Source organism: Ruminiclostridium cellobioparum DSM 1351 = ATCC 15832 (assembly GCF_000621505.1).
In the GTDB taxonomy this organism is placed as follows: Bacteria; Bacillota; Clostridia; order Acetivibrionales; family DSM-1351; genus Ruminiclostridium; species Ruminiclostridium cellobioparum.
Genome location: NZ_JHYD01000010.1, coordinates 73,422 through 98,544, shown reverse-complemented (window position 1 = coordinate 98,544; position 25,123 = coordinate 73,422). Strand labels below are relative to the sequence as shown.

27 protein-coding genes, 1 tRNA gene and 1 pseudogene are annotated in these 25,123 nt (G+C 41.2%); 25 read left to right on the top strand and 4 right to left on the bottom strand.

Going from position 1 to position 25,123, the window contains the following annotated elements; genetic code table 11:
* The first annotated feature begins 49 nt into the window (after nt 1-49).
* The 4 genes from T344_RS0107275 to T344_RS0107260 all read left to right on the top strand — a co-directional run bounded on the left by T344_RS0107275 (nt 50) and on the right by T344_RS0107260 (nt 3,934).
* Nucleotides 50-400: a CidA/LrgA family protein gene (locus tag T344_RS0107275; RefSeq protein ID WP_027628146.1), complete on the top strand. Its 351-nt coding sequence runs from the start codon at nt 50-52 to the stop codon at nt 398-400.
* On the top strand, nt 397-1,092 hold the full coding sequence (locus tag T344_RS0107270; RefSeq protein ID WP_027628145.1) for an LrgB family protein: 696 nt from the start codon (nt 397-399) through the stop codon (nt 1,090-1,092). Before T344_RS0107275 ends, T344_RS0107270 begins: the two co-directional genes overlap by 4 nt.
* A gap of 124 nt (nt 1,093-1,216) precedes the next feature.
* Nucleotides 1,217-1,897 carry a hypothetical protein gene (locus tag T344_RS0107265; protein WP_027628144.1) on the top strand — a complete coding sequence of 227 codons (681 nt, stop codon included), beginning with the start codon at nt 1,217-1,219 and terminating at the stop codon, nt 1,895-1,897.
* A 306-nt stretch (nt 1,898-2,203) separates the two neighbouring features.
* The gene (locus T344_RS0107260; RefSeq protein ID WP_027628143.1) at nt 2,204-3,934 is read left to right on the top strand and encodes a phospho-sugar mutase; all 1,731 of its coding nucleotides are present in this window, start codon (nt 2,204-2,206) and stop codon (nt 3,932-3,934) included.
* A gap of 93 nt (nt 3,935-4,027) precedes the next feature.
* On the opposite strand, the gene T344_RS0107255 is transcribed toward T344_RS0107260, so the two are convergent.
* Nucleotides 4,028-4,834: a metallophosphoesterase gene (locus tag T344_RS0107255; RefSeq protein WP_034860753.1), complete on the bottom strand. Its 807-nt coding sequence runs from the start codon at nt 4,832-4,834 to the stop codon at nt 4,028-4,030.
* Nucleotides 4,835-5,077: 243 nt separating this feature from the next.
* Here T344_RS0107255 and T344_RS0107250 point away from each other — a divergent pair, with 243 nt between their 5' ends.
* On the top strand, nt 5,078-6,151 hold the full coding sequence (locus T344_RS0107250; RefSeq protein ID WP_027628141.1) for an HD-GYP domain-containing protein: 1,074 nt from the start codon (nt 5,078-5,080) through the stop codon (nt 6,149-6,151).
* An 88-nt stretch (nt 6,152-6,239) separates the two neighbouring features.
* Nucleotides 6,240-6,322, top strand: a tRNA-Leu gene (locus tag T344_RS0107245).
* On the opposite strand, the gene T344_RS30295 is transcribed toward T344_RS0107245, so the two are convergent.
* Genes T344_RS30295 through T344_RS30290 form a run of 3 tightly spaced genes read right to left on the bottom strand, consistent with a single transcriptional unit; the run spans nt 6,301 to nt 8,904 of the window.
* Nucleotides 6,301-7,782 (bottom strand): recombinase family protein, encoded by a 1,482-nt coding sequence (locus T344_RS30295; protein ID WP_084331139.1) that lies wholly within the window; start codon nt 7,780-7,782, stop codon nt 6,301-6,303. The genes T344_RS0107245 and T344_RS30295 overlap by 22 nt on opposite strands.
* A gap of 13 nt (nt 7,783-7,795) precedes the next feature.
* Nucleotides 7,796-8,266: an ImmA/IrrE family metallo-endopeptidase gene (locus T344_RS0107235; RefSeq protein WP_027628140.1), complete on the bottom strand. Its 471-nt coding sequence runs from the start codon at nt 8,264-8,266 to the stop codon at nt 7,796-7,798.
* 23 nt (nt 8,267-8,289) lie between these two features.
* Nucleotides 8,290-8,904 (bottom strand): helix-turn-helix domain-containing protein, encoded by a 615-nt coding sequence (locus T344_RS30290; RefSeq protein WP_084331138.1) that lies wholly within the window; start codon nt 8,902-8,904, stop codon nt 8,290-8,292.
* 230 nt (nt 8,905-9,134) lie between these two features.
* Here T344_RS30290 and T344_RS0107225 point away from each other — a divergent pair, with 230 nt between their 5' ends.
* From T344_RS0107225 to T344_RS0107135, 19 genes and pseudogenes are all read left to right on the top strand, one after another.
* Nucleotides 9,135-9,353: a helix-turn-helix domain-containing protein gene (locus tag T344_RS0107225; protein WP_242842036.1), complete on the top strand. Its 219-nt coding sequence runs from the start codon at nt 9,135-9,137 to the stop codon at nt 9,351-9,353.
* A 4-nt stretch (nt 9,354-9,357) separates the two neighbouring features.
* Nucleotides 9,358-9,525: a hypothetical protein gene (locus T344_RS30955; RefSeq protein ID WP_154669424.1), complete on the top strand. Its 168-nt coding sequence runs from the start codon at nt 9,358-9,360 to the stop codon at nt 9,523-9,525.
* A 19-nt stretch (nt 9,526-9,544) separates the two neighbouring features.
* Nucleotides 9,545-9,760 (top strand): DUF6906 family protein, encoded by a 216-nt coding sequence (locus tag T344_RS31905; RefSeq protein ID WP_422784860.1) that lies wholly within the window; start codon nt 9,545-9,547, stop codon nt 9,758-9,760.
* On the top strand, nt 9,723-9,935 hold the full coding sequence (locus T344_RS0107210; RefSeq protein ID WP_027628138.1) for a hypothetical protein: 213 nt from the start codon (nt 9,723-9,725) through the stop codon (nt 9,933-9,935). Before T344_RS31905 ends, T344_RS0107210 begins: the two co-directional genes overlap by 38 nt.
* A gap of 49 nt (nt 9,936-9,984) precedes the next feature.
* Nucleotides 9,985-10,752 carry a hypothetical protein gene (locus tag T344_RS31505; protein WP_027628137.1) on the top strand — a complete coding sequence of 256 codons (768 nt, stop codon included), beginning with the start codon at nt 9,985-9,987 and terminating at the stop codon, nt 10,750-10,752.
* 21 nt (nt 10,753-10,773) lie between these two features.
* Complete coding sequence (locus T344_RS0107200; protein ID WP_027628136.1) at nt 10,774-11,136, top strand: hypothetical protein; 363 nt, start codon at nt 10,774-10,776, stop codon at nt 11,134-11,136.
* Nucleotide 11,137: 1 nt separating this feature from the next.
* Entirely contained in the window at nt 11,138-12,328 is a 1,191-nt protein-coding gene (locus tag T344_RS0107195; RefSeq protein ID WP_027628135.1) for a DUF2800 domain-containing protein, read from the top strand.
* Nucleotides 12,329-12,517: 189 nt separating this feature from the next.
* Nucleotides 12,518-13,084 carry a DUF2815 family protein gene (locus T344_RS0107190; protein WP_027628134.1) on the top strand — a complete coding sequence of 189 codons (567 nt, stop codon included), beginning with the start codon at nt 12,518-12,520 and terminating at the stop codon, nt 13,082-13,084.
* Nucleotides 13,085-13,210: 126 nt separating this feature from the next.
* Nucleotides 13,211-14,545 carry a phosphoadenosine phosphosulfate reductase domain-containing protein gene (locus T344_RS0107185; RefSeq protein WP_027628133.1) on the top strand — a complete coding sequence of 445 codons (1,335 nt, stop codon included), beginning with the start codon at nt 13,211-13,213 and terminating at the stop codon, nt 14,543-14,545.
* A complete protein-coding gene (locus tag T344_RS0107180; RefSeq protein ID WP_422784859.1) occupies nt 14,539-16,506 on the top strand; it encodes a DNA polymerase in 1,968 nt (655 codons plus the stop codon). The genes T344_RS0107185 and T344_RS0107180 overlap by 7 nt, the downstream gene beginning before the upstream one ends.
* 43 nt (nt 16,507-16,549) lie before the next feature.
* Nucleotides 16,550-17,248 carry a DNA cytosine methyltransferase gene (locus T344_RS0107175; RefSeq protein WP_027628131.1) on the top strand — a complete coding sequence of 233 codons (699 nt, stop codon included), beginning with the start codon at nt 16,550-16,552 and terminating at the stop codon, nt 17,246-17,248.
* The gene (locus T344_RS0107170; protein WP_027628130.1) at nt 17,223-18,605 is read left to right on the top strand and encodes a helicase-related protein; all 1,383 of its coding nucleotides are present in this window, start codon (nt 17,223-17,225) and stop codon (nt 18,603-18,605) included. The genes T344_RS0107175 and T344_RS0107170 overlap by 26 nt, the downstream gene beginning before the upstream one ends.
* A complete protein-coding gene (locus T344_RS0107165; RefSeq protein WP_027628129.1) occupies nt 18,589-19,572 on the top strand; it encodes a DNA-methyltransferase in 984 nt (327 codons plus the stop codon). Before T344_RS0107170 ends, T344_RS0107165 begins: the two co-directional genes overlap by 17 nt.
* Before the next feature lie 11 nt (nt 19,573-19,583).
* Nucleotides 19,584-19,997, top strand: coding sequence for a nucleoside 2-deoxyribosyltransferase (locus tag T344_RS0107160; RefSeq protein WP_027628128.1), 414 nt, complete (start codon nt 19,584-19,586; stop codon nt 19,995-19,997).
* Nucleotides 19,998-20,009: 12 nt separating this feature from the next.
* Nucleotides 20,010-22,388 (top strand): virulence-associated E family protein, encoded by a 2,379-nt coding sequence (locus T344_RS0107155; protein ID WP_027628127.1) that lies wholly within the window; start codon nt 20,010-20,012, stop codon nt 22,386-22,388.
* Nucleotides 22,389-22,671: 283 nt separating this feature from the next.
* On the top strand, nt 22,672-22,956 hold the full coding sequence (locus T344_RS0107150) for a PDDEXK family nuclease (protein WP_027628126.1): 285 nt from the start codon (nt 22,672-22,674) through the stop codon (nt 22,954-22,956).
* Nucleotides 22,937-24,314: pseudogene (locus tag T344_RS27775) on the top strand (SNF2-related protein). Before T344_RS0107150 ends, T344_RS27775 begins: the two are co-directional and overlap by 20 nt.
* Entirely contained in the window at nt 24,314-24,490 is a 177-nt protein-coding gene (locus T344_RS30945) for a hypothetical protein (protein WP_154669423.1), read from the top strand. The pseudogene T344_RS27775 and the gene T344_RS30945 overlap by 1 nt, the downstream one beginning before the upstream one ends.
* A 14-nt stretch (nt 24,491-24,504) precedes the next feature.
* Nucleotides 24,505-24,921 (top strand): sigma factor-like helix-turn-helix DNA-binding protein, encoded by a 417-nt coding sequence (locus T344_RS0107135; RefSeq protein WP_034860747.1) that lies wholly within the window; start codon nt 24,505-24,507, stop codon nt 24,919-24,921.
* Nucleotides 24,922-25,123: the final 202 nt, after the last annotated feature.

Here is a 25,123-nt window from a genome sequence, read left to right as displayed (position 1 = left end):
ATGGACATAACAATATTTAGATGTATGAATGAGGGTGTGTCGGGGTTAAATGAAATTATTGAGGCAGTTTTTAATCGTACTAATAATTTGTGTTATAGGTGAAGTGCTGAATAAGGTTGTACATGTTCCGCTTCCAGGCAGTATCATCGGTATGATATTGCTGTTTGTTTGCCTGATTACCGGAGTTATTAAAGTTGAAATGATAGAGGAAATAAGCGGTTTTTTGCTTGATCACCTTGCATTCTTTTTTATACCCTCGGGAGTGGGCCTTCTGGCATATGCAGGCATACTGAAAAAGAATCTGGTACCTATCATGGCCATATGCTTTGTTTCCACCATTCTGGTAATGATTGTTACAGGTCTGACCGTACAGTTGATCAAGGGGAGGAAAGCAAAGTGAAAGAAATATTATCAACACCTGTATTTGCATTGTTGATCTCATTACTGGCCTTTGAAATAGGTATTTTTGTTAATAAAAAAACAAGGCTGGCTGTTTTAAATCCTTTAATGCTGGCAATTTTAATTGTTATTGGAATATTGATTGTTTTTAAAATACCGCTGGAGGATTACAAAAAGGGCGGAGATTTTATATCTCTGTTTTTAACTCCGGCTACCGTGATACTTGCTGTTCCTCTATATAAAAATATCCATTCTCTGAAAAAGGACTATGCGGCAATAATTGGCGGTGTAATTGTGGGCTGCATTACTGCCATTCTCAGTATATGGCTTATGGGAAAGGCATTTGGCCTTTCGCCGGAATTACTTGCCTCGCTTATTCCAAAGTCAATAACCACACCTTTGGGCATAGAGTTGTCAAACCAACTCGGTGGAATACCGTCGGTTACAGTAGCAGCCATAGTTATAACCGGAATAGTTGGGGCGGTTTTGGCACCGGCATTATTGAAGGTATTAAGTATAAAGGATAAAACAGCCAAGGGTATAGCAATCGGTACTTCGGCACATGCACTGGGGACAACCAAGGCAGTTGAGCTCGGTGAAACCGAAGGGGCCATGAGCGGCCTGGCCATAGGCCTGGCAGGGCTTGTCACCGTTATAATAGCCACAATACTTTCCAGGGTGGGATTATTCTAAAGGAAATCATACTTTCCTAAATCATTATCGTATATATCATTATAGCGGCAAATTGTTTCAGCGGGGTTGCAACCCTCAAATACAGTTTCAGTTTGCATTGACTTATTTGTTTGTGGAGGTTATTGTGAAGAATATATACGTCATATTATCCGCTACTCCTACAATGATGGGGAAGTTTATAAGAGTACTGACCAGGAGTTCCTTTAATCATTCCTCCATCAGTTTGACAGAAGGCTGGGAAGAGATGTATTCCTTTGCTCGTTACAGAGCTTCCAATCCTTTAGTAGGTGGTTTTGTCAGGGAATTTCCTCAAAGACTCTCACATGGAAGGGACCAGGGCGAGGTTTATATAAAAGTGTATAAAATTCCTGTAAGCAACAAGCAGTATGAAAAAATTAAGATGTTCATATATGGTATCAGGGATGACAGCGAGGAAAATATATATAATACGCTGGCTGCCATAGGTATTTTCCTGGGTCATAGAGTTAATACCTATAAAGCGTACACCTGCTCGGATTTTGTTGCACAGTCCCTGTCCAGGGGAAAAATCATTTCCAACAGTTATGTATCAAGAAATATAGTTCCTGATGAAATGCAGATGTTTCTGGATAGATACACTGTTTTCAGCGGATGCTTAAAGAATTATAAACCGGTTGCAAATACCTGTCCCGAGTCGGGTGAGTTCTATATGAGACTGGGATTTGTAAAGGAAGTTACAAAGACCTGCCTTCACTTTTATAACCTGATAAAGCGGAATAACATGGCCAACTATTTTTATGTCTCAGGTAAATCACAGCAAATTTAATATTTTATAATAAAAAACGGCTGATTACGGCAAAGGAAGATTATTGGGCCGCACTGCGCTGCCTTGCAGCTTGTGCCGGGCGTGTTATTAACGAAAAAAAGCTATTAAAAAAGCTTTTTTTGTTATAACTATTAATGAAGATAATAGAGCCGCATTTCGCCGCTTAAAAAACATGCCCGGTAAATATGTATTTAATTGCGGCTCATGCCGGACTATGCTATACTATTACCAAACTAAACCATTGTTTGCTCTTATAGGTGGATGCTGGTTGTAATAAGATATATTTTAGGAGGGTATGCAGCAATTATGGATAGCATGGCAAAACTGAATTTTTGGTTGGAAAATGATTATTTTGATCAGGATACAAAAAATGAACTTATATCAATAAAAAATGATGCAAAAGAAGTAGAGGACCGTTTCTATAAAAGTCTTGAATTCGGAACCGGAGGACTGAGAGGCATAATCGGCGCAGGCACAAACAGAATAAATATATACACCGTGAGAGTTGCTTCACAGGGCCTGGCAAACTATATAAAAAGCCTTGGCAAACAGGACAAGGGTATTGTCATAGCTTATGATTCAAGATTCATGTCGCCGGAATTTTCGCTTGAGGCAGCAAAAGTATTTTGTGCAAATGGTATTAAGGCCTATCTTTTTGATGAATTACGCCCCACCCCTCAATTATCCTTTGCGGTGAGATATTTGAAAGCCGCCGCGGGAATAGTAGTCACAGCCAGTCACAATCCAAAGCAGTACAATGGTTACAAGGTCTACGGAGAAGATGGCGGTCAGCTTTCTCTGGACGGTTCAAACGCTGTTATTGCTGAAATCAATAAAATTTCCGATATCACAAAAGTTAACACAATGGACAAAGAAGCTGCCGTCGAAAAGGGCTTGCTTGAAATTATCGGAAGCGAGGTTGACGATGCCTATATTGCAATGCTCAAAACCTTGCAGGTTAACAAGGAGGCTGTTGCACAGGTTGCAGATACCTTTAAGATTGTTTATACACCGCTGCACGGTGCGGGGAACAAGCCTGTAAGAAGAATCCTTTCAGAAAACGGTTTTAAGAACGTTTTGGTTGTAAAGGAGCAGGAACTTCCCGATTCCCAGTTTTCTACCGTAAAGTCTCCAAATCCGGAGGAACGGTCGGCCTTTGAGCTTGCTATCAAACTGGCTTCGGATAATAACGTCGATCTTATTATCGGAACCGATCCGGACAGTGACAGAGTCGGAGTTGTAGTAAGGAAGAACGACGGGGAATATGCCGTTCTGACCGGCAATCAGACAGGCTGTCTCCTGCTGGAATATATCCTGACTGCAATGAATGAAGCGGGCAAGCTTCCTAAAAACGGTTTTGCAGTAAAGACAATCGTTACTACCGAACTTTCAAGGGAAATTGCAAAATATTATGGTATTGAACTCGTTGAAGTTCTTACCGGATTTAAATTTATCGGTGAGCAGATAATGCTGAGAGATGAAAAGGGAAATCAGAAATACCTTTTCGGCTTTGAGGAAAGTTATGGCTACCTTGCGGGTACCGATGTACGTGACAAGGATGCGGTAGTTGCTTCAATGCTGATAGCTGAAATGGCTGCCTACTACAAGGTAAAGGGTATGTCCCTGTATGACGCCCTTATAAAACTCTTTGAAAAGTACGGCTATTTTATTGAGGGAATAAACTCCTTTACACTGGAAGGCAAGGACGGACTGATGAAAATAAAGTCCGCCATGTCAACCATGCGTACAGCCGGATACACGGGTTTTGGAAGCTTGAAGGTAAAGGCAATAAGGGATTACCAGAATTCGAAGAGATTTGTGGTTGCGGACGGTTCAACTGAAAAAATTACCTTACCTGAGTCGGACGTGCTTTACTTTGAAATGGAAGACGGTTCATGGTTCTGTGTAAGACCTTCCGGAACAGAGCCCAAAATAAAGATATACTACGGTGTCTCCGACAAGACTCTGGAATTATCCCAGCAAAGATTGGAGAACCTGAAAAACAGTGTTCTTGAAGTTATTAAACCTTTACTGTAACTGTAATTGAATAATCAAGCCTCCGGAGCAAATAAGCAAGTACTTCCGGAGGCTTTTTCAAACCTGGCTTTTATATAGTTAATTTATCCTGTTTCAGGGAAGTTGTACGATTGCCATTTCAGGCGTGGAAAAGAACCTGAAGGGAAATATGACGTTCCCAAGGCCCCTGTTAATGTAGAGGTTAATACCATTAACTTTATGAAGTCCTCTGTAGCATTTCATTTTACACAGTTTTTCACTTCTCATCAGTCTGAATTCCAGGTGGAAGGGCATCCATATCTGGCCGCCGTGAAAATGCCCGCAAAAGAAGTAATCCACCTTATTCTCAGGCAGTTGAAAAACCATGTCGGGGTTATGAGATACGGCAATATTTATGCACCCGCCGGAAAAGGAGGCTTCAATGCCTTTGAAGGCCTTTTGGAGGTCAGGCTTGCCTTGCTTTAAATCATCAATCCCAATCAAATTGTATGACTGACCATTCTTATTTATTTTAACATTCGAGTTTAACAGCACTTTTGCACCTGCGGTTTCTATCTCCTTTATAAAGGCAGATATGTTTCCGGCATCCTGCTTCAGGGCTTTATGATCATGATTGCCCATGGTCAAATAGACTTGGTGATTCTTAGTCAGCAGCTTCAAAAAGTTAATAAATTTTGTAATATTTTTGGGGGTTTCAATGTAATCGCCGCTCAAAACAATGATGTCCGGTTGGGCATCGTTTAAAGCTGACAGCAGCTTATATTCCGATACATAGAACTTATTTATATGTATATCGGATAAATGTGCTATTTTCAGGCCCTTAGGGCTTGTGCTGAAGTTTATGACGCTTTTGGATAAAAAGGTCGTTTCAATTTTCATGTATATAAGAATTAATAATATTGCAATAATAAAATAGATCATGTTTATGGGTTACTCCTGTTATATAAACCTATCCTGTGTCTAATAAGTATATAGAAAAAATCATGTTTTGTAAAATATCTGGTGCCATTTGCAGCTTTAAGTAAAAATGTATTGCTACTTTTTGGAACAGTAAGTATAATTATGTTATCAAACTGCATAAATTTTCAATTACTGGGTGTAAAAATTATTAATGTTTTATTTTTAATGAGCAACTTAAGTCACAACTAGACAAAAGAGGAAGAAATGAGACAGATAAGGATATCCAATTGTGAACCCGGCATGATTCTTGGCAAGGCAATATTCAATGATAATTTAATTCTGTTGGAGGCTGGCGCTCTTTTGACCAATTCATACATCGAGCGTCTTAAAGACCTGGGAATTACCGAAGTATATATTGATGACGATATATCCGGCGGTGTGGTTATACCTGATGTTGTCAAGGAAGAAACAAGGCGGGAAGCAATACGGTTTATCAAAGAATCGATGGAAAACTACACCTCCATGCAGTTGTTAAATTCAGTTGAAGCAATAGAAATAGTCAATAAAATACTCGAAGAAATATTAAGCTCGGATGATGTCATTATAAATCTGATGGATATAAAAACCCGCGATTCATATACATATTTCCACTGTGTAAATGTATGTATCCTCTCTGTAATTACCGGAATAAAACTTAATCTCAACACGGCTCATCTCAGGGAGCTGGGGGTAGGGGCGCTTTTGCACGATATAGGCAAATTAATGATACCTGCTGAAATATTATTAAAGAAAGCGGCTTTATCCACTGATGAATATGAAATTGTAAAAGAACATTCCATATACGGTTACAATATATTAAGGAAATTGCCCCTTATCAGTGAAGCTTCGGCAAGGGTGGCTCTTGAGCATCATGAGAGAATAGACGGAAAAGGTTATCCCAAGGGCTTGAAAGGTGATCAGATTCATTTATTTTCGAAAATAGTGGCCATTACGGATATTTTTGACGCACTTACATCAAACAGGATATACAGAGACAAAATAAGTGCAAATCAGGCCCTGGAATACCTGACTGTAATAGCGGCACCCACACTGGACACCAGGGTTTTAAATTGCTTTATTGAGATAATCCCACCATTTCCTGTGGGATCGGGTGTTGTTTTAAACAACGGGGAAAAGGGAGTGGTAATAGGTATAAATAAGAATTTTCCCACAAGGCCTGTTGTGAGGATAGTTTTTAATTCCGATGGCAGCAAGAAAGAGCTTTTTGAAGAAATTAACCTTGCAGAAAAAGTTGGATACACTATTATTAATAATACCGAGCTGATCAAGCAGCCCTGAGAATAAAGCTGTTATGGCAGCATATGATTTTAACGGCAAATTGTAGTTGACAAACCTGGTGTTTGTATTTATAATAGGAAATGCTCGTGCGGATGTGGCGGAATTGGCAGACGCGCTGGATTTAGGTTCCAGTGGGCGACCGTGGGAGTTCAAGTCTCTTCATCCGCACCAATAGTATCTAAACAATAGTCGAAAGTGATTTTATCATTTTCGGCTTTTGTTATTTTCTGAATAAATTGCTTAACAATTGGCTTACACTCATCAATATCGCCACGTTCGAGTATTTCTTTGTATTTTGATAAATTACTTTTTAGCTCATCAGGAGAGTAAAGTTTTGCGATCTGATCACTTTTCACACAGGCTAATTCATATAAGGAATCCTTTTTTGCCTGTTCCAAAGTTTGGAGTTTTTCTTCAAGGGCTGTTGAAGAAATACCTTTCATAATTACATTTACAATATTATTTATTTCCTTATCAAGCCTGCTTATAGTAGATCTCAGTTTATTTATTTCAGATTCTGCCTTATTAAATTTGCTGGCTGAATATTTATTAAGTTTCTCGACGTATTTGTCTATAGAATCATCAGAGAATATTTTATTTACCATAACGGCTAGTGTTTTTTGCTCAATGTGCTCTTTTCTTACTTTGTTCCGGCAATTTTTACACAGGTAATACGAGTAAATTCGTTGCTGGTTGTTCTTTGTCCGATGACCCGCCATAGTTGTATTGCATGTCTCACAGCATACCAAGCCAGTCAACAAATATGTATCTATAGCTTTAAATTGTGCTCTGCTATGTTTATTGTCAATTTTTCTAGCACTAGTGAGTTTCCAGGTATTCAAATCAATTATAGGGGGAATGATATTTTCTACAGTAATGATCTGATCTTCGGGTTTTGTTTTGTGGCCATTACGGCGTCCAGGAACTCTTGGAATTGCTTTGTTATACTCCATAATGCCGATATATTTCTTATTTTCCAGAATAGAGTATAAACTATTTTTTCCAAAATCAGCATTAAACTTGGTTTTAAAACCTTTTGATTTTAGCTCTGATAGAATCTTACCGTAAGTGGCTCCTCCAGCGTACATATCAAATATCTTCTTTACAATACTTGCCTCATAATCATTAATCACATATTTCTTATCTACAATGTCATACCCTAATGGGGCGAATCCACCAGTAAATTCCCCTTTTCGGGCTGTTGTCTTGAGCCCCTTCATAACTTCAGTAGCCAGGTTATCAGAAAAATATTCGGCAAAGCTTTCTAATACCCCTTCCATGAGCCTTCCTTCTGGACTGTCGGATATGTTTTGTGCGGAATACAGTACCTTAATTCCCAATCGTTTGAGCTGAGCCTTATAAATGGCAGAGTCATATCGGTTTCTGGCAAATCGGTCAATTTTATGACATATAATAACCTCAAACAGACCCTTTTTTGCGTCTTCAATCATACGCTGAAAGTCTGCTCTATTATCCGATTTTCCTGAACGTTCTTCATCTATGTAGTCTTTTATGATATCAATTTTATTTTTAACGGCATAGGCCCGGTTGTCTGTGAGTTGGGCCTCAATACTATCATCAGTCTGATCCGGTCCTGGAGAGTATCTATTATAGGTTGCACCTTTTATCATGACCTTCCTCCTGCTATTCGAGTACTTTAAATACGCCTAGTGGCTCAAAATAAATAATGTAATTTGATAAAGTATGATATAAACCGTATTTTTCTCTATAATGTCGCATTGCTTCTTCCAGAAAGTTCTCTGTAACTCCCATGTGTAGTGATAATTCAAAACGGTTTCGGATCCCGTTCTCATAAGCATCAATAAGTCTCTCTAGAGGCACCAATTTTTCATATGCCCAATTCCGAGCACGCTTTTCCTGTTTTACGTTTTCAGGCTTGGTTTGATCAAGAATGTTACCATGAGTTGTAAAATAATGTCCTAGTTCTTCAGCCAGAACACAGATTTTTTCAACATTGGTATCAATATTTTCTCGTATAAGAATATTTTCATTTATGCAAAGTCCGCTAAGCTCTTCCTCAGGATCGATTTTATTAAAATCAACTTCTTTTATTTTTAACATATCGTACTGTATAACCAATTCGTCATATGTCATATTAATACCTCACGGTAAGAGATTTATTCATCCTCACGCAATGTAAATTCGATAAATTTCTCAATCCTTTTTAATTTTTCTTGTGAAATGTCTTTCCCCTTAAAATGCGCGGCTATTGTGTTTATCGGGTCGTTTTCATTGACAATTTTAGGGAGTGGATCAGAAAAATCTTTAAAAGCATCACTCGCTGTCTGCGCTGGTCCGTCGTAAGCTGGAATTTCTTGCCGAGCAAGAGCGGCTCTTAATTGTGCTCCCGGTAAGCCTAAAACTTCAGCTACTTTAGTTATCCAAGTATAGGCTATATCATCTTTACCTCCCCATTCTCCTGGTATGAAGTTATCGATATGCCGAAGCCAATCAAATATATCAGGGTCTATTTTATTTGCAACATCTTCCAAGGTCATTCCTAATTCTTTTAATCTACTATCGATAATACTGCTAACAGCTTCGCCAGTTAATCTGTCAGTGGAAACTTCTAAAGCCTCTGCTATCTTATCAAGAGTTTCTCTGGATGGATTTGTTTTTTTACCCTTTTCTATTGCGCTTATATAACTGGGACTAACCCCTATAAGTCTACCCAATTCATTAACGCCTATGTTCTTATTTTCACGGAACTTTTTTATATTTTTGCCAAGCATAATTAACCCTTTCGCAAATCATTATCTAGTAGAGAACATTATATACTAATAGAGCACAAATTGTCAATATACTTAGAAATAATTAGTAAACTTAAGGAAGCAAGAGCTGGTTTATTTTAATCGTGCTCCATTGGTGCATGATTAAGTTTGACGTGCTCTGGTAGATTATGATACCATTATCTTGCAGAGCACAGAGTGAGCCGATAGAGCATAGAAGGGAGTTGAATAATTTGAAGCTTAGAGAATTGCGGGAAGCTAAAAAAATAGGATTGAATCAATTCGCAAAAGCGCTAGAACTTGCACCATCTTATTTAAGCGATCTTGAAACGGGTAAAAAAACAAACCCATCAAAAGATGTTATGGAGCGTATAGCTGATGCTCTTAATAGTACAGTTCCAGAAGTATTTTATGAGTTGGAAAGTGCGGATAAAACACAAAGGGGGACTTGATCACATGCCATTTTATTTACCTAAACAAACAATTCTATACCCAGATGGCACTGAGGAGGATATTGGGCAGATTGAAATGTCTCCAGAGCAAGAGGAAGCTGCTTTAAAATTCTTAATTCACATAATTAAAGCAACCAGTAAGGGAGACGATCCCAGACTTGAATGCTTGTGAGAAGAAAGAAGGAACTGATATGAAACACGGTATTAAGCCCACAGTAGCACAAAGAAAGTTAATCGCGGGGTATAAGCCCAAAAGTGAATACCTAAATCCTGAAAACTGGCTCGTAATCAAAAATCTACCTAAAGAGCTTATACTGAGACACCGGATTACAAGGAATATTATTCATGTACCGAAAGGAGGTGTAAAGGATGCTGAACATACTCTCAAAGATAGCGAACAGAATTAAAGTTCCAAGGTTCGATGCTTTTCTTGAAAATCTGGAACAGAGAAACTACATACCCGTAAATTCAAATGTTACAGTTGGTGATTGCCTGTTGGCTTGTCAAATGGGCTACAGAGTGGAAGTTTCAAACGGAAAAGTAAGATCCATTAAAAAAGAAAAAGCACCTAAAAGGCGCTAAAACAAATTTCCTATTACCAGTATAGCACTGGAGAAAGAGTGAGGTCAACATGTTTATAACGAAAGAGTCGTTAAAAGAAAAAGGAGCCTGCGGTGCGGGTACTAGAGCCTTTATTGAGAGATTTCCAGAGGGGGCAGAATATCAGACTATTCTTGATGCGCTGGCTGCAGAAAACAATTACGAGTGGGCTAGTTGGTTAATGCACCAGTTTGGTACTACCGACACGGTTATGGAAGTTAATGAAATAAATATCGAGGCAAGTCTTTTCTTCGCAGGAAAAATTATTGTTAAGGGAGCTTTGAAAATAGCAAAATGGCTTTTGGCAGGCCGGGGTATCGAGGCAGGCCGGGGTATCGAGGCAGGCTGGGGTATCGAGGCAGGCCGGGGTATCAAGGCAGGCCGGGGTATCAAGGCAGGCGAGGGTATCGAGGCAGGCCGGGGTATCGAGGCAGGCGACGGTATCGAGGCAGGCGACGGTATCGAGGCAGGCCGGGGTATCAAGGCAGGCGACGGTATCGAGGCAGGCCGGGGTATCGAGGCAGGCTGGGGTATCGAGGCAGGCCGGGGTATCGAGGCAGGCCGGGGTATCAAGGCAGGCCGGGGTATCAAGGCAGGCGACGGTATCGAGGCAGGCCGGGGTATCGAGGCAGGCGAGGGTATCGAGGCAGGCTGGGGTATCGAGGCAGGCGACGACTTTGGAATATATGCTGGATTAAAAATCAGAATCAGTCAAAAGAAAGAATATGCCACTATCAGGGCTAAAGAAAAGCCTCAGAATATTGTTTGCGGCGAGTTTATTGAAGCTACAGATAAATAACATAGAAGGAGAATAAAGAATATGGAAATCACAGTAAACGTTAATGTAAGTGCACCGGAGCTGTCATCAGCTCTCAATAATTTAGCATTAGCTATGGGCGGTAGAGCAATTACATCTGCCGAATCAACTAAAGACGAAGCTAAGAAAGCTACAAACTCTAAGGCAGATAAGAAGGAAAAGGAAAAACCACAAAAAGATCCTGAACCTGAAAAAACTGATGAACCAGTTGTTATTACCCTTGAAGAAGTTAGGGGCAAACTTGCTGAATTGACTCGTGCAGGCAAGCCGGTAAAAGAACTTATTAATAAATTCGGTGCATCCAAGTTATCGGAAATCCCCCCTGAGAAATTTGCGGAAGTTCTGAAAGAAGCGGAGGGGTTATAGAATGGGCCACAGTGAAAGAGCTCATGCCCTGCTATCGGCATCTGGCTCTAAACGTTGGATGAATTGTCCCCCAAGTCCAAGATTGGAGGAGCAGTTCCCAGAAAGTAAAAGTGAAGATGCCATTTTAGGAACCTTCGCCCATGAACTCGCTGAACATCTCCTGAGAGGTAATCTCACCACTGAACTAAAACCCAGTATATATAAGAAGAAACTCATTGAATTTCAAAAAAATCCACTATACAGTCAAAGCATGCTGGAGTACATAGAACAGTATAAAACAATTGTAGGCGAAAAGTACCTTACATTGAAGAAAGATTGCAAGGATGCCTTTATCCTGCTGGAACAAGAACTAAATTATTCTTCTTGGGCTCAAGATGGATCTGGAACAGCCGACGTAGTCTTAATATCCGAGGGTGTAATTGAAATCGTGGATCTTAAATACGGTCAAGGTGTACCTGTTTCAGCAGTCGGCAACCCACAAATGCGGCTGTATGCTTTAGGCGCTATCAACGAATATAGTATGCTGTATGACTTCGATAAAGTCAGGATGACAATTATTCAACCAAGACTTGATAGTGTTTCGGAAGATGAAATAACCGTACAGGAACTACTTGAGTGGGGGGAAACGGAAGTTAAACCGGTAGCAGCATTAGCATTTGCCGGTGAGGGTGAATATAAATCCGGTGATCACTGCCAGTTCTGCAGGGCTAAAGCGGTATGCAGGAAAAGGGCTGAGGATAATCTTGAAATGGCCAGATACGAGTTTCAGAATCCCAACATACTTACACATGATGAAATAGCGGTAATACTGGAGCAAGCCGATGCCTTACAGAAATGGGCAAAGGACATACAGGAATATGCACTTGATCAGGCAGAGAATCACGGAGTCAAGTTCCCTGGCTGGAAGTTGGTTGAAGGTAGGAGTAACAGAAAATATACCGATAAGGAAGCAGTTGCTACAAAGCTCAAAGAAGAAGGCTATTCCACCGAAGTTATCTATCAGCCTCAAGAAATATGGGGTATCACAGATATGGAAAAGAAGATCGGTAAAAAACTGTTTGCTGATTATCTCAAAGACCTTGTTATTAAGCCTGCAGGTAAAGCCACTCTTGCAAAAGAGAGTGACCCACGCCCAGAGCTTTCCTCAGTAGCATCAGCAGTAAAAGATTTTGACGATGATATTTTAAGTTAGGGGGTGCTCATTTGGAAGATTCATATAAAGGGCTATTCAAAGAATTAGCTAAGCTTTGCGGGGTTAATCCGGAACCCCACTGTTCTTATAAGCCAAAATGCGCAACGTATCCAAATTGCAAGGATTGTGACCCTTGCCGTAATAAATTCAAACTTAAAAAACAACCAAAATAAAAAGGAGATTAAAACTATGGCAATTACAAATACAGATACTAAGGTTATTACAGGAAAGGTAAGACTTTCATATGCACACTTATTCACTCCGGCAGCTATTGATGATAGCCAGGATCCAAAATACAGCGCATGCCTGTTAATTCCAAAGACAGACAAGGAAACTGTTAAGAAGATTAAAGCCGCGATTGAAGCCGCAAAACAGACAGGTGCAGACAAAATCAAAGACAAAAGCGGCAAGATTCCAGCCAATCTAAAAACCCCATTGCGTGATGGCGACGAGGAAAGAGCCGAAGATAACCCCGAATATGCAGGACATTATTTTATTAATGCCTCCAGCAAGCAAAAGCCGGGTATCATTGACCGGTATAAGAATGAGATAACTGATTCTACAGAAGTATACTCTGGATGCTACGCCAGAGCCAGTGTTAATTTCTATGCGTTCAATACTGCCGGTAATAAAGGAATAGCCTGCGGACTCAACAACATTCAGAAGGTAGCTGACGGAGATTACCTGGGGGGAAGGTCCAGAGCAGAGGACGACTTTGACGAAATAGAGGACGATGACGACGATTTACTGGATTAATCAAATACGGGGATTCGCAAGAGTCCCCGCTTTTTTCTAAGTTTAGAAGATCGCATACCAAATGAGTGCAGAAAGGATATGAATAATCCTAGGTAAAGACTGGCCGGTCGTTCAGACGTGAACGAAATGAATATAGTTAATGAATCACCGATAGTAAAAGATTCAGAGTGTACAATAAATACTCCCGTAACATTGGGAGTAAAAGATTCAAAAATATATGGAACAGGTCACGTTATAAAACCTGTAGTCCCAGGGAAAGCCAATACACCGCATCAACAAAAGTTTCATTTGGAACAACTTCTACCACTTGAAGATTATGACAAGATAATTATTTTGTTCTCAGGCGGCAAGGATTCAACAGCGTGTTACTTTAAACTTATAGAAATGGGTGTTCCTAAAGAAAAGATTGAATTATGGCACCATGATATAGACGGGGGACACCCAACGAGAAAAATGGATTGGCCTTGCACTGCAAATTATGTAAAATCGTTTGCTGAAGCTACCGGAACATATCTCAGACTATCATGGAGACAGAATGGATTTTGGGGGGAAGTTTACAGAGTAGGTTCAAGCCATCCAATTCAGTACACGGATAACGGAGAAGTTAAAACCTGTAAGTTATCAAAGCTACAGGAACGAAGCCAAGAATTAAGAGAAAATATTTTGGATTCAGACGAATTAAAGGAATATGGCTATAGAATGAAGTTCCCTGCAAAGTCAGCAGATTTAAATGTACGGTGGTGCAGTGCTTATTTAAAAATAGTTGTAGGGGATACAGTCATACGAAATTTAGAAAAGTTTAATGAGCTCAGAAGTCTTGGAAGCAACAGACATAAGTTTCCTGCAAAGAGTGGATGTCATCAAGGCAGATGGTGCAGCGGATCGTTGAAGGCAAGTGTACAAGATACTGTCACTCACCATGTAGACAAAATAAAACAAAATTCTAAGATACTTATTATATCAGGAGAACGCAGGGGAGAAAGTGCAGGACGTTCCAAGTACAATGAAATGGAGATACACAGGACTAATGCAACTGCTAAAAGTAAAAGGTTGGTACATTGGTGGAGACCAGTTATAGACTACACCGAAAGAGATATTTGGGAAGTGTTTAAGAGAAATAATTGCAACCCTCATCCATGTTATAGAGTTGGTTGGAATCGTTGCAGCTGCATGATGTGTATATTTTCACTTCCTAAGCATTGGGTAGGAATAAAGGAATTGTTTCCTAGTTGTTTTGATGAAGTATGCCAGGATGAAAAGATATTGGGCTTTACCTTGGATAATAAAAAGACAATGGAAGAGTACATATTAGGAGCAGAAAGTTGTTTAGATTATTCAGATGCAGAAGCAATAAGGCAATTGAAAACGGGTGAATTCAGAGCAGACGAAATGTTTCTTCCTGAAGGGCAATGGACGTTTCCGGTAGGAGCCTTTGGAGGAAGTGAAGGGGGGCCATGTTAGGCATAATGAAAATATTATCTATAGATATCGAAACCTATAGCAGTGTAGACCTTATAAAATGCGGGGTTTACAGATATGTTGAAGCTCCTGACTTTGAAATACTTCTCTTTGCGTATGCCTACGATGATGAGCCTATAACTGTAATCGACCTGGCAGACTTTGAAGAATTGCCGGAACATGTAAGGGGAGATCTTCAAAACCCAGAAGTAATAAAAGCCGCCTATAATGCCAACTTTGAAAGAACATGTTTAGCAAAATTCTACACCATAACAATGTTTCCGGAGCAGTGGAGATGTACTTCGGTTCATGCTTTATCCCTGGGCCTGCCGGGCAACCTTGAGGCAGTAGCAAAAGTACTCGGATTAAGTGCCCAGAAGGATACAGCAGGTAAGAACCTTATAAAATACTTCTCGGTTCCATGTAAGCCCACAAAAGTAAATGGCGGCAGAACTCGCAATTTACTGCACCATGCACCAGATAAGTGGCAGCAATTTAAAGCATATAACAAGCAGGATGTTGAGGTAGAGAGAACCATCAGAAAGGCTATTGAGAAGTATCCGATTCCTGAAAATGAGTGGGAATTGTGGGCGCTGGATCAGAAAATCAATGACTCCGGTGTGAGACTTGATCCGGTACTCGTGCAACAGGCTCTTAAATGTGATGCAGAATATGCAGCCAGACTTGAGGCAGAGGCAAAGGAACTTACAGGCCTTGATAATCCAAATAGCCCAGCTCAATTAACAGAATGGCTCAAAGAGCAAGGGTTGACTGTTGCTAACGGTCTTGGTAAGGAGTACATACCTCAGTTACTTGACCAGGCTCAGGGGGATGAGGATGTCACCAGGATGCTTGAGTTGCGGAAAGAGATGTCAAAGACCAGCACCAAAAAGTATGAAGCGATGGAACGTGCAATGTGTTCAGACGATAGAGCAAGGGGGCTGCTACAGTTCTGCGGTGCCAATCGTACGTGGCGCTGGGCAGGAAGATTGATTCAAGTACAAAACCTGCCACAGAACAAAATACCGGATTTAGGTGTAGCCAGACAACTACTTAGGGACGGAGAGTTTGAAGCAATAGAACTTCTTTTTGGTAGCCCGCCATTTGTACTGTCACAGCTTATCAGAACTGCTTTTATTCCGTCGGAGGGATGCCGGTTCATAGTATCTGACTTTTCAGCAATTGAAGCGAGGGTAATAGCTTGGCTGGCGGGAGAAACATGGAGAATGAAAGTATTCCAGAGTCACGGAAAGATATATGAGGCCTCAGCTTCTCAGATGTTCCACGTCCCTATAGAAGAAATTACAAAAGGAAATCCACTCAGGCAGAAAGGTAAGATTGCTGAACTGGCCCTTGGATACGGTGGCAGTGTTGGAGCACTTGAGGCTATGGGAGCTCTTAAAATGGGATTGGATGCAGACGAATTGCCCGACCTGGTAACGGCATGGCGTAGAGCTAATCCTAAAATCATTAAATTCTGGTGGGATGTCGATAAAGCAGCAATGGCAGCTGTAGGTGAGCGCAGAACGATAAGGATTCAATATGGCATAACCTTTTCCTACCAAGATGGTTACATGTTTATCAAATTACCGTCAGGGCGTAAGCTGGCTTACGTAAGGCCACAAATCCGAGAAGGAAAATTCGGACGTCCAGCGCTTACATATGAGGGAATGGACCAGGTAAAAAAGACTTGGGGGCGGATAGATACATATGGCCCGAAACTGGTAGAAAACATAGTGCAGGCTGTAGCAAGGGATTGTTTAGCGGTTAATATGATACGCCTGTATGAAGCAGGATATGACATAAGAATGCATGTCCATGATGAGGTCATTCTGGATGTACCAAATACTGATACCGGGGCTCTTACGCAGGTTAATGAAATAATGAGCCAACCGATAGAATGGGCTCCTGGGTTGCCACTCAGGGCAGACGGATATGAAACAGAGTTTTATAGAAAAGATTAAAAATGAAAAGAATGCGCGGCACCGCCATATGTGGAGGTTAAACATGAATAAAAAATTGATTTTAGATTTGTGTGGTGGAACTGGGAGCTGGAGCCGGCCGTATAAAGAAGCGGGTTATGATGTCAAGGTTATAACACTGCCGGCATGGGATGTTACTAAAATTGAGTTTAACAATTATGGCGTAGAGTTTATCCGGCAGGATGTGCAATACAGGGATACAATTTGCGTGTTATTCGATGACGTTTACGGAATATTGGCTGCACCGCCTTGCACGGAGTTTTCATTAGCAAAAGGTAACGCTGTGAGAAATTTTAAGGAAGCTATGAAAGTTGTTGAAGCTTGTTTACAAATTATCTGGAAATGTAGGTTACATACTAAATTACAGTTCTGGGCAATGGAGAATCCAAAAGGTTTTTTACGGCAGTTCTTGGGGAATCCATATTTCGCATTTGAACAATGGGAATTCGGCGATACTGGAATAAAACCAACGGATATTTGGGGTTACTTTAAACCTCCTGTAAAAACTGTATCCGAAAAGCCCAGTGATCCTACAAGACGATTCCCAAACGGAAGAATAAATGGCCGGGGAATGGCTGTACCTATAGTTCCAGATGAATATAGGGGGCTAGGATTAAGCCGAGCCGCATTAAGAGCTATCACACCTAAAGGATTTGCGGAAGCCTTTTTTAAAGCAAATAGTCAGGAGATTAATACAAATGAATTACCGAGATTTCTTACTTAAAAAACGTTTTATATTAGAGTCATCTGGCTTTGAAATTAATAAATACGATCTCAACCTTATGTTGTATGATTTTCAGTGCGATATCGTCAGATGTGCTCTGGCAAGAGGCAAAAGCGCGATATTTGCTGACTGCGGTCTTGGTAAAACCCCTATGCAGCTGGAGTGGGGTTATCAGGTTTACGACTATACCGGAGGAAATGTTCTGTTGCTGGCTCCATTGGCTGTAGCGGAACAGACAAAGCGTGAAGCTGCTAAATTTGATATACCGGTAACCCTTTGCAGGAGTCAGGCAGATGTGCAGCCGGGTATCAATATAACAAATTATGAAATGCTGGATCACTTTGTATCAAATAAGTTTGAAGGGATTATTCTGGATGAATCCTCAATACTGAAGAACTACAATTCTAAAATGAGAAATCAGATTATAGGAAACTTCTCTCAGACACCTTTTAGGCTGGCATGCACAGCGACTCCAGCGCCGAATGACTTTATGGAACTCGGTAACCATTGCGAATTTGCAGGAGTTATGAGCCGGGCAGAAATGCTATCAATGTTTTTCATTCATGACGGTGGGGATACTTCAAAATGGAGATTAAAAAAGCATGCTGAGGATGTATTTTGGCAATGGATGGCTTCATGGTCCATATTCCTCAGCAATCCTGCCGATCTTGGATACGATGGAACCGACTACATACTGCCAGAACTGATTATTCATGAGCACATAGTAGACGGGGATGAGCCTATCAGGGAACCGCTTACACTGACGCAACGCAGGCAGGCCAGAAAGGATAGCCTCGATCTACGAGTTAAAAAGGCTGCTGAAATTGCTCAAAGTGTTGAAGGGCAGTGCCTTATATGGTGTGACCTTAATGCAGAATCAGATTTACTTACAAAGTCAATCCCCGGTGCTGTTGAGGTAAAAGGCAGCGATGCTCCAGAACATAAGAAAACAGCTATGCTGGGATTCTCCAGAGGTGAAGTGAAAGACCTTGTAACGAAACCCTCAATTGCCGGATTCGGTATGAACTGGCAGACATGTTCAGACATGATATTTGTCGGGCTCTCGGACAGTTACGAACAATACTATCAGGCTGTAAGGCGCTGCTACCGTTTCGGGCAGAAAAAGCCAGTAAATGTTCATATTGTCATAAGCGCAAAAGAGGGATGCGTCAAGGAGAATATTGAGAGAAAGACAGCCGATGCCTTAAAGATGCAAAGGGCTATGATCGAGTACACCAAGGAGATTACGAAGAAAGAATTACAATCTACAAAGCGGATAACGACACCGTATAACCCGCAAATGAAAATAAAACTGCCTCAATGGGAGGAGATGATAAAAAGTGCAGCAGGTTTTTAATCAAACAGTTACCGATAGGTGGGCTATGTACCACGGAGATTGTATAGAAGTTTTAAAGGGTATCCCGGATAACAGTATCCATTATAGCATTTTTAGCCCTCCGTTTGCTTCATTATACACCTATTCGAATAGTGAAAGAGACATGGGTAACTGTAGATCGGAGAATGAGTTTTACTTAAATTTTGAGTTTCTGGTATTTGAATTATACAGAGTGCTGATGCCCGGCAGGTTGTTAAGTTTTCACTGTATGGATATCCCGGCTATGAAGGAAAGAGACGGATATATCGGATTGAAGGATTTCCCGGGAGACCTTATAAGAATCTTTCAGGCAGGAAATTTTATTTATCATTCCAGGGTAGCTATATGGAAAGACCCGCTGGTGGAAGCAACTCGTACAAAAGCGCTGGGGCTGCTACATAAGCAGATACAAAAGGATTCATCATTATGTCGTCAAGGGCTACCCGATTATCTAATTACAATGCGAAAGCCTGGAGATAATCCGGAACCTATTTCACATCCAGAGGGTTTTACAAGCTTCGCCGGTGAGAATGAGCCAGAAGCACCAAAAGTTGAACCTACGCTGAAATCGCAATATTCCACTCTCAATAAGCATTCCCATATGAGCTCTGAGGATCCTGTATATTCTCATCATGTTTGGCGCAGATATGCCTCCCCGGTCTGGATGGATATTAAGCAAAGTAATACATTAAACCGTAAACCCGCCCGGGATGACAGGGACGAAAGGCATATATGCCCTTTGCAGCTTGATGTAATTGAACGGGCATTGCAGCTCTGGACCAATCCAAATGATATCGTGCTGAGTCCTTTTGCAGGAATCGGAAGCGAACCATATAAGGCTATCCAGATGGGGCGTAGAGCTGTTGGGATAGAACTGAAAGACAGTTACTATGCTCAGGCGGTAATAAACTGTAAGAGTTTGGATCCAGAATATGATTTTCTAGAATAGGAGGGATTACCTTGAAGTTTTATATAGCAAGTAGATTGGAAAATGCGGATACGGTTAAAAAAATAGCCCTTGCGTTAAAATCCTGGGGGATGAAACATACATACGACTGGACAGCCCATGGAAGTGTTCAGTGTGAAGGACCTGAGAGACTAACTGAGGTCGCAGAGCTTGAGTTACAAGGTGTCAGGGATGCGGATATTGTTATAGTCCTGTTGCCTGGTGGGCGTGGAACACACTGCGAATTGGGCATGGCAAACATTCTCAATAAAAAAGTATTTCTCTGGGCTGAGACAGATGCTATGTTCCTGCAGGATGAAAGAACATGCGCCTTCTACTGGAATGTCAATGTAGAAAGAGTAGTCGGGGATAAGTTCACTTTATTAGAACAGATATTCCGATACGAAGAGAAAATGAGATTTGGTTAAGGGGTTGAGGGCATGCTTGAAATTTCATTCGGAAAAAACAGACACGATAAAGACTGGAAACCGGACTATATGGAATGGGATGAATTTGTCGGGCTACTTAAAAAGGTACGCAGAACAAATGAAACCATGGCCGAGTATGACCGTATGTCTAAAGATGATAAAGATAATATCAAAAATGGCCGGGGCTTTGTAGGTGGCCTTGTAAAAGGCGGCAGGCGTAAAAAAGAAAATGTTGAGAGCCGTTGGTTGATCACACTGGATGCCGATAACGCCGATAGCAACTTCATACCCTGCGTTGAAATAGTCCTTGATGGAACGGCGTATGCTATCTACTCTACCCATAGTTGGCGGCAAAACAAACAAAAATATAGACTCGTATGCCCTCTTGACCGAGCTTTGTCTCCAGACGAGCATGCAGCTGTTGGTCGTAAGCTTGCTGACAAAATAGGCATGCCATACTTTGATAAAACCACTTTTGATGTACATAGGTTGATGTACCTGCCGAGCTGCTCTAAGGATGCTACCCCGATACTGGAGATTGCGGCGGGTGAGCCGGTTAATGCCGACTCCATACTTGAGGAATATATCGACTGGAGAGATCCAGAAGAATGGCCCCGGCATCCGGATGAAAAGAAAAAAGAATCTTTATTCGCAGATAAGAAACTTGGGGATCCCGCTGAAAAGCCCGGAGCTATCGGGGTATTCTGCCAGGTGTATGGCATTGCTGAGGGTATTGAGAAGTTCCTCCCCGATGTGTACGAGGCTACACAATATGATGACCGCTGGACTTATACCGGCGGTACTTCCTTCGGCGGTATGAGGGTTTATGACGATACCTGGGCATATAGTGAGCACCAGAGTGATCCGGTAAATGATGGGCATTGTCATAATATATTTGACCTTGTGAGAATCCATAAGTTTGGACACCTTGATGCAGATGTGAAGGAGCATACAGCAGGCACAAAGCTGCCAAGCCATATAGCTATGTTGGAGTTTGCTGCAGATGATCCTGAAGTTAAGCGTATAAGGCTGGAACAGGACTTTGAGGATGATATTGAAGTCGAAGTCACAAATGATGAAGAAACACCTTCAGCAGATAAAAACTGGACAAATAAGCTCAAGGTAAACTCAAAGACTGGGTTCCCTTTTCCTACGGCGAAAAATGCTGAAATCATTCTCAGGAATGGGGACTTTAATAAAAAATTGGCCTATGATGCCTTCGGTAACACCGAAGTTATACGTGGCCCTTTGCCTTGGCGGCAGAGAGAAAGGCCAAAACAAGAATATGAGCCTTGGTTGGGTGCGGACGACAAAAGGCTGCTTCACTATTTTGGTAAAAAATACGAATTTAAATCTACCGCAACAATACAAAATGCTTTTACGGAGGTAGTACATATGAATACATTTCACCCAATAAAGGAGTACTTGGAGACCACCGAATGGGATGGCCTTGAAAGAATTGAAGAATTATTCATCACATATTTAGGTGCTGAGAACAGCCATTATGTGAGGACGGTTACACGTAAGATGCTTATTGCAGCTGTTAAAAGGTTATATGAACCTGGATGCAAGTTTGACTACATGCTTGTACTTGTGGGGCCACAGGGGGCCGGTAAAAGTAGTTTATTGGCAAAGCTTGGCCGCAAGTGGTTCAGCGATTCCCTGAGAACGTTTGAGAACAAGGAGGCTGGAGAACACCTGCAGGGGGCCTGGATATTTGAGCTCGGGGAACTATCTGCAATGAAAAAAAGTGAACTTGAGGAAGTAAAAGCCTTTTTGTCAAAGACTGAGGATAGATACCGTGTAGCCTATGACAGACAGGTGTCAGAGTTCCCGCGTAAGTGCGTATTTTTTGGAACAACCAACAACCATAACTTTCTGCAGGACCCAACAGGAAATAGAAGATTTTGGCCTGTAGATGTTGATCCGGAAAAGAGGAGATTAAACCATTGGGACAGTCTGGACGATTTTGAGATAAACCAGATATGGGCTGAGGCTTTGAGCCTATACAAGGCGGGGGAATCCTTGGAACTTGATAAGGATACAGCTAAAGAAGCTGAGCGCATGCAAGGCATACACACTGAGGTTGACCCCAGGGAAGGGCTTATACAAAAGTACCTTGATACAAAATTACCTGATGATTGGGAGGAACGCGATATTTGGTCCCGTCGACAGTATCTCTTGGAGGAACCAACTGGAAATATACCAAGAACAAAGGTGTGTGCAGCCGAAATATGGGCTGAAGCCTTAGGGCTTGACCCTGCCAAATTTGGAGTTTGGGAATCAAGGCCCATCAATGAGATTCTAAGGAAGTTTTCTGCTTGGGAAGAGAGAAAAGGGCGTGTAAGGTTCAAAATATACGGGTTACAGACGGCTTATATACGAAAATAAAAGGTGTATCAGTAAAATATCAGTAAGTATCAGTAAAAAAATGGAAGTGTATCAGTAGTAACAGTAAGATAACAGTAAAAATAAAAAATACTGATACACTTTAAAGCCTGATACTAAATGATTACAGAACAACGTAACAGTAATAACAGTAAATTTCTCTATATAAGATAAAAATAATAATTAAGTAGTATATAGGGGTATAGATACAACCTAAACGCACATATCACACACATACGCGTGAAATACCGTTACTGATACACCCTAAAAAATGGAAGGTGAAAAAATGCTTGAGTCAAGAGTCGAGAATAAATTAAAAAAATCGGTGGAGGCCAAAGGCGGTAAATGCTTAAAATTTGTATCTCCCGGTATGCGTGGGGTGCCGGACCGAATTTGTCTCTTTCCTGGTGGGAAAATAATTTTTGTGGAAACCAAGGCACCTGCCGGCAAGCCGGAGCCGTTGCAAAAGAAAAGGCACGATGAGCTAAGGGCTTTGGGGTTTGACGTAAGGGTTGTAAACACTCTGGAGGAAGCAAAGGAGGTGGTGCCGAATGAAGTTCATTCCACATAAGTATCAGGAATACGCGAAAGAGCGAATTATAGATACTCCAGCCCTTGGGTTGTTTTTGGAAATGGGCTTAGGTTAGCAAAACGGTAATTACTCTTACTGCAATTGATGAACTCCTGTATGACCGATTTGAAGCCGCAAGAGTTTTAATTATAGCCCCATTAAGAGTAGCGGAGGACACTTGGAGCCGGGAGAGTCAGAAATGGGATCACCTGAAGCATCTGCGGATATCAAAGATTTTGGGAGACAGGAGACAGAGGGAAAGAGCATTAAAGACTGATGCAGACCTATACATAATCAACCGAGAAAACGTTCCCTGGCTGGTGAGCATGACCGGTAACGATTGGCCGTTTGATACTGTGGTGATTGATGAGTTATCAAGTTTTAAGTCACCATCAGCACAACGGTTTAAAGCATTAAGGCGTAACCGGCCACTGATGAAAAGGGTAATAGGCCTTACCGGTACACCGGCACCTAATGGATTATTGGACCTCTGGAGTCAAATATATCTGCTTGACCAGGGAGAACGTCTTGGAAAAACAATAACCGGATACAGGGAACGATATTTTACAGCGGGGGCGAGATCAGGATATGTAGTGTACGACTGGAAACAAAAAAAAGAATCCGAAGAAGCCGTATTCGATAAGATTTCTGATATCTGTGTCAGCATGAAGTCAGAGGATTGGCTAGAGCTGCCGGAGAAAATCGATAGAGTAATACCGGTTAAGCTTGATGAATCAGCAAAAGCAAAGTATAGAAAGCTGGAAAGGGATCTACTTTTACCCCTGGTGGATGGAGATATAGTAGCTAATACAGCAGCGGTGCTGTCAAATAAGCTACTGCAAATGGCAAATGGGGCTGTGTATAACGAGAATCAGGGTATACAGGAAATTCATGATTCCAAACTTGATGCCTTGGAGGATATCCTTGAAGCAGCAAACGGGCATCCGGTACTATTGTTTTACACATACAAGCATGACCTATTACGCATACAAAAAAGGTTCCCGCGGATTAAAACCCTACGAAAAGGCAGTGAAGGGGTAAAGGATATAGCCGATTGGAATGCGGGAAAGATTGAATTGCTTGGAGTTCATCCTGCATCGGCAGGTCATGGATTGAATCTGCAAGATGGCGGTAATATCATTGTCTGGTTCGGGCTTACGTGGAGCCTGGAGTTATACTTACAAGCCATAGCGCGTTTATATAGACAGGGGCAATTAAAGCATGTAATGAATTATCATTTAGTTTCAGAAGGCACAATTGATGTAGATGTGATGACGGCTTTAGAAAATAAAGCAGCGGGGCAGGATGCCTTGATGGAGGCAGTTAAGGCCAGGATTGAGAAAGTGAGGGATGAATAATGCCAGATGAACAACAGATGCAGGAATGGAAAGAAAAAATTGAAGGGTACAAAAAGATCTATTCAGGAATATATGGAAAGCAGCCTTCGGAAAAGCTTATAGCATCATTCTGTAAGATAAATAAAATTCCTTGGCCTTTACCAGAGCCGGAAGACAATTTGGATTTCTTGAATTGATAGGGGTGAGTCGAATGACCAAAGAAGAACTATCCATTTTGAAAAAGATTAACAAGGAGATTGAACAGATTAGAAAAGAGCTAAATAGCGTACATCCCACAATGATGCCAGTTTCGGATACTGTTTTAGGGTCATTACCCTATTTTCCATATACCGAGCACCCAATTGGGATCGCAGGCTTTGATAATACGCAGTATGAACGAACGATAAAACGGATTCAAAACAGACTTAATCAAAAGCTGCAGGAACTTATGGATGAGAAAGATCGAATTACTGAGTACATATATGGGGTGGATGACAGCGACCTCAGGCAGATATTGATGTACACTTACATCAATGGTATTAGCCAAGAACAGATAGCCGAGAACATGGGGATTAGTAGGGCCACAGTACAACGTAAATTTAAGGAATGGATGTTAAGTGCAAAATAATTTAAAAATGATGCTGAATGATGCAAACACACTATGTTATATTTATATTGTGAAAAATTAACTTTTAATATTAAAACATGAAAACGAGTCAGGGTGCGGATATCCTGTCTCGTTTTTACTTTGTATGAAAGGATGTGACCGGATATGTTTTATAAAGTAAAATGCGGGACATGTGTCTGGGGCACATTCCGAGAAGGTAAAT

Excerpts from the sequence above, each read along its gene's own strand:
- T344_RS0107275 (WP_027628146.1), top strand. The coding sequence starts at position 50 with ATGAAATTATTGAGGCAGTTTTTAATCGTACTAATAATTTGTGTTATA.
- T344_RS0107260 (WP_027628143.1), top strand. The coding sequence starts at position 2,204 with ATGGATAGCATGGCAAAACTGAATTTTTGGTTGGAAAATGATTATTTT.
- T344_RS0107255 (WP_034860753.1), bottom strand. The coding sequence starts at position 4,834 with ATGATCTATTTTATTATTGCAATATTATTAATTCTTATATACATGAAA.
- T344_RS0107250 (WP_027628141.1), top strand. The coding sequence starts at position 5,078 with ATGAGACAGATAAGGATATCCAATTGTGAACCCGGCATGATTCTTGGC.
- T344_RS30295 (WP_084331139.1), bottom strand. The coding sequence starts at position 7,782 with ATGATAAAAGGTGCAACCTATAATAGATACTCTCCAGGACCGGATCAG.
- T344_RS0107235 (WP_027628140.1), bottom strand. The coding sequence starts at position 8,266 with ATGACATATGACGAATTGGTTATACAGTACGATATGTTAAAAATAAAA.
- T344_RS30290 (WP_084331138.1), bottom strand. The coding sequence starts at position 8,904 with ATGCTTGGCAAAAATATAAAAAAGTTCCGTGAAAATAAGAACATAGGC.
- T344_RS30955 (WP_154669424.1), top strand. The coding sequence starts at position 9,358 with ATGCCATTTTATTTACCTAAACAAACAATTCTATACCCAGATGGCACT.
- T344_RS31905 (WP_422784860.1), top strand. The coding sequence starts at position 9,545 with ATGAAACACGGTATTAAGCCCACAGTAGCACAAAGAAAGTTAATCGCG.
- T344_RS0107210 (WP_027628138.1), top strand. The coding sequence starts at position 9,723 with ATGCTGAACATACTCTCAAAGATAGCGAACAGAATTAAAGTTCCAAGG.
- T344_RS31505 (WP_027628137.1), top strand. The coding sequence starts at position 9,985 with ATGTTTATAACGAAAGAGTCGTTAAAAGAAAAAGGAGCCTGCGGTGCG.
- T344_RS0107200 (WP_027628136.1), top strand. The coding sequence starts at position 10,774 with ATGGAAATCACAGTAAACGTTAATGTAAGTGCACCGGAGCTGTCATCA.
- T344_RS0107195 (WP_027628135.1), top strand. The coding sequence starts at position 11,138 with ATGGGCCACAGTGAAAGAGCTCATGCCCTGCTATCGGCATCTGGCTCT.
- T344_RS0107190 (WP_027628134.1), top strand. The coding sequence starts at position 12,518 with ATGGCAATTACAAATACAGATACTAAGGTTATTACAGGAAAGGTAAGA.
- T344_RS0107185 (WP_027628133.1), top strand. The coding sequence starts at position 13,211 with ATGAATATAGTTAATGAATCACCGATAGTAAAAGATTCAGAGTGTACA.
- T344_RS0107180 (WP_422784859.1), top strand. The coding sequence starts at position 14,539 with ATGTTAGGCATAATGAAAATATTATCTATAGATATCGAAACCTATAGC.
- T344_RS0107175 (WP_027628131.1), top strand. The coding sequence starts at position 16,550 with ATGAATAAAAAATTGATTTTAGATTTGTGTGGTGGAACTGGGAGCTGG.
- T344_RS0107170 (WP_027628130.1), top strand. The coding sequence starts at position 17,223 with ATGAATTACCGAGATTTCTTACTTAAAAAACGTTTTATATTAGAGTCA.
- T344_RS0107155 (WP_027628127.1), top strand. The coding sequence starts at position 20,010 with ATGCTTGAAATTTCATTCGGAAAAAACAGACACGATAAAGACTGGAAA.
- T344_RS0107150 (WP_027628126.1), top strand. The coding sequence starts at position 22,672 with ATGCTTGAGTCAAGAGTCGAGAATAAATTAAAAAAATCGGTGGAGGCC.
- T344_RS30945 (WP_154669423.1), top strand. The coding sequence starts at position 24,314 with ATGCCAGATGAACAACAGATGCAGGAATGGAAAGAAAAAATTGAAGGG.
- T344_RS0107135 (WP_034860747.1), top strand. The coding sequence starts at position 24,505 with ATGACCAAAGAAGAACTATCCATTTTGAAAAAGATTAACAAGGAGATT.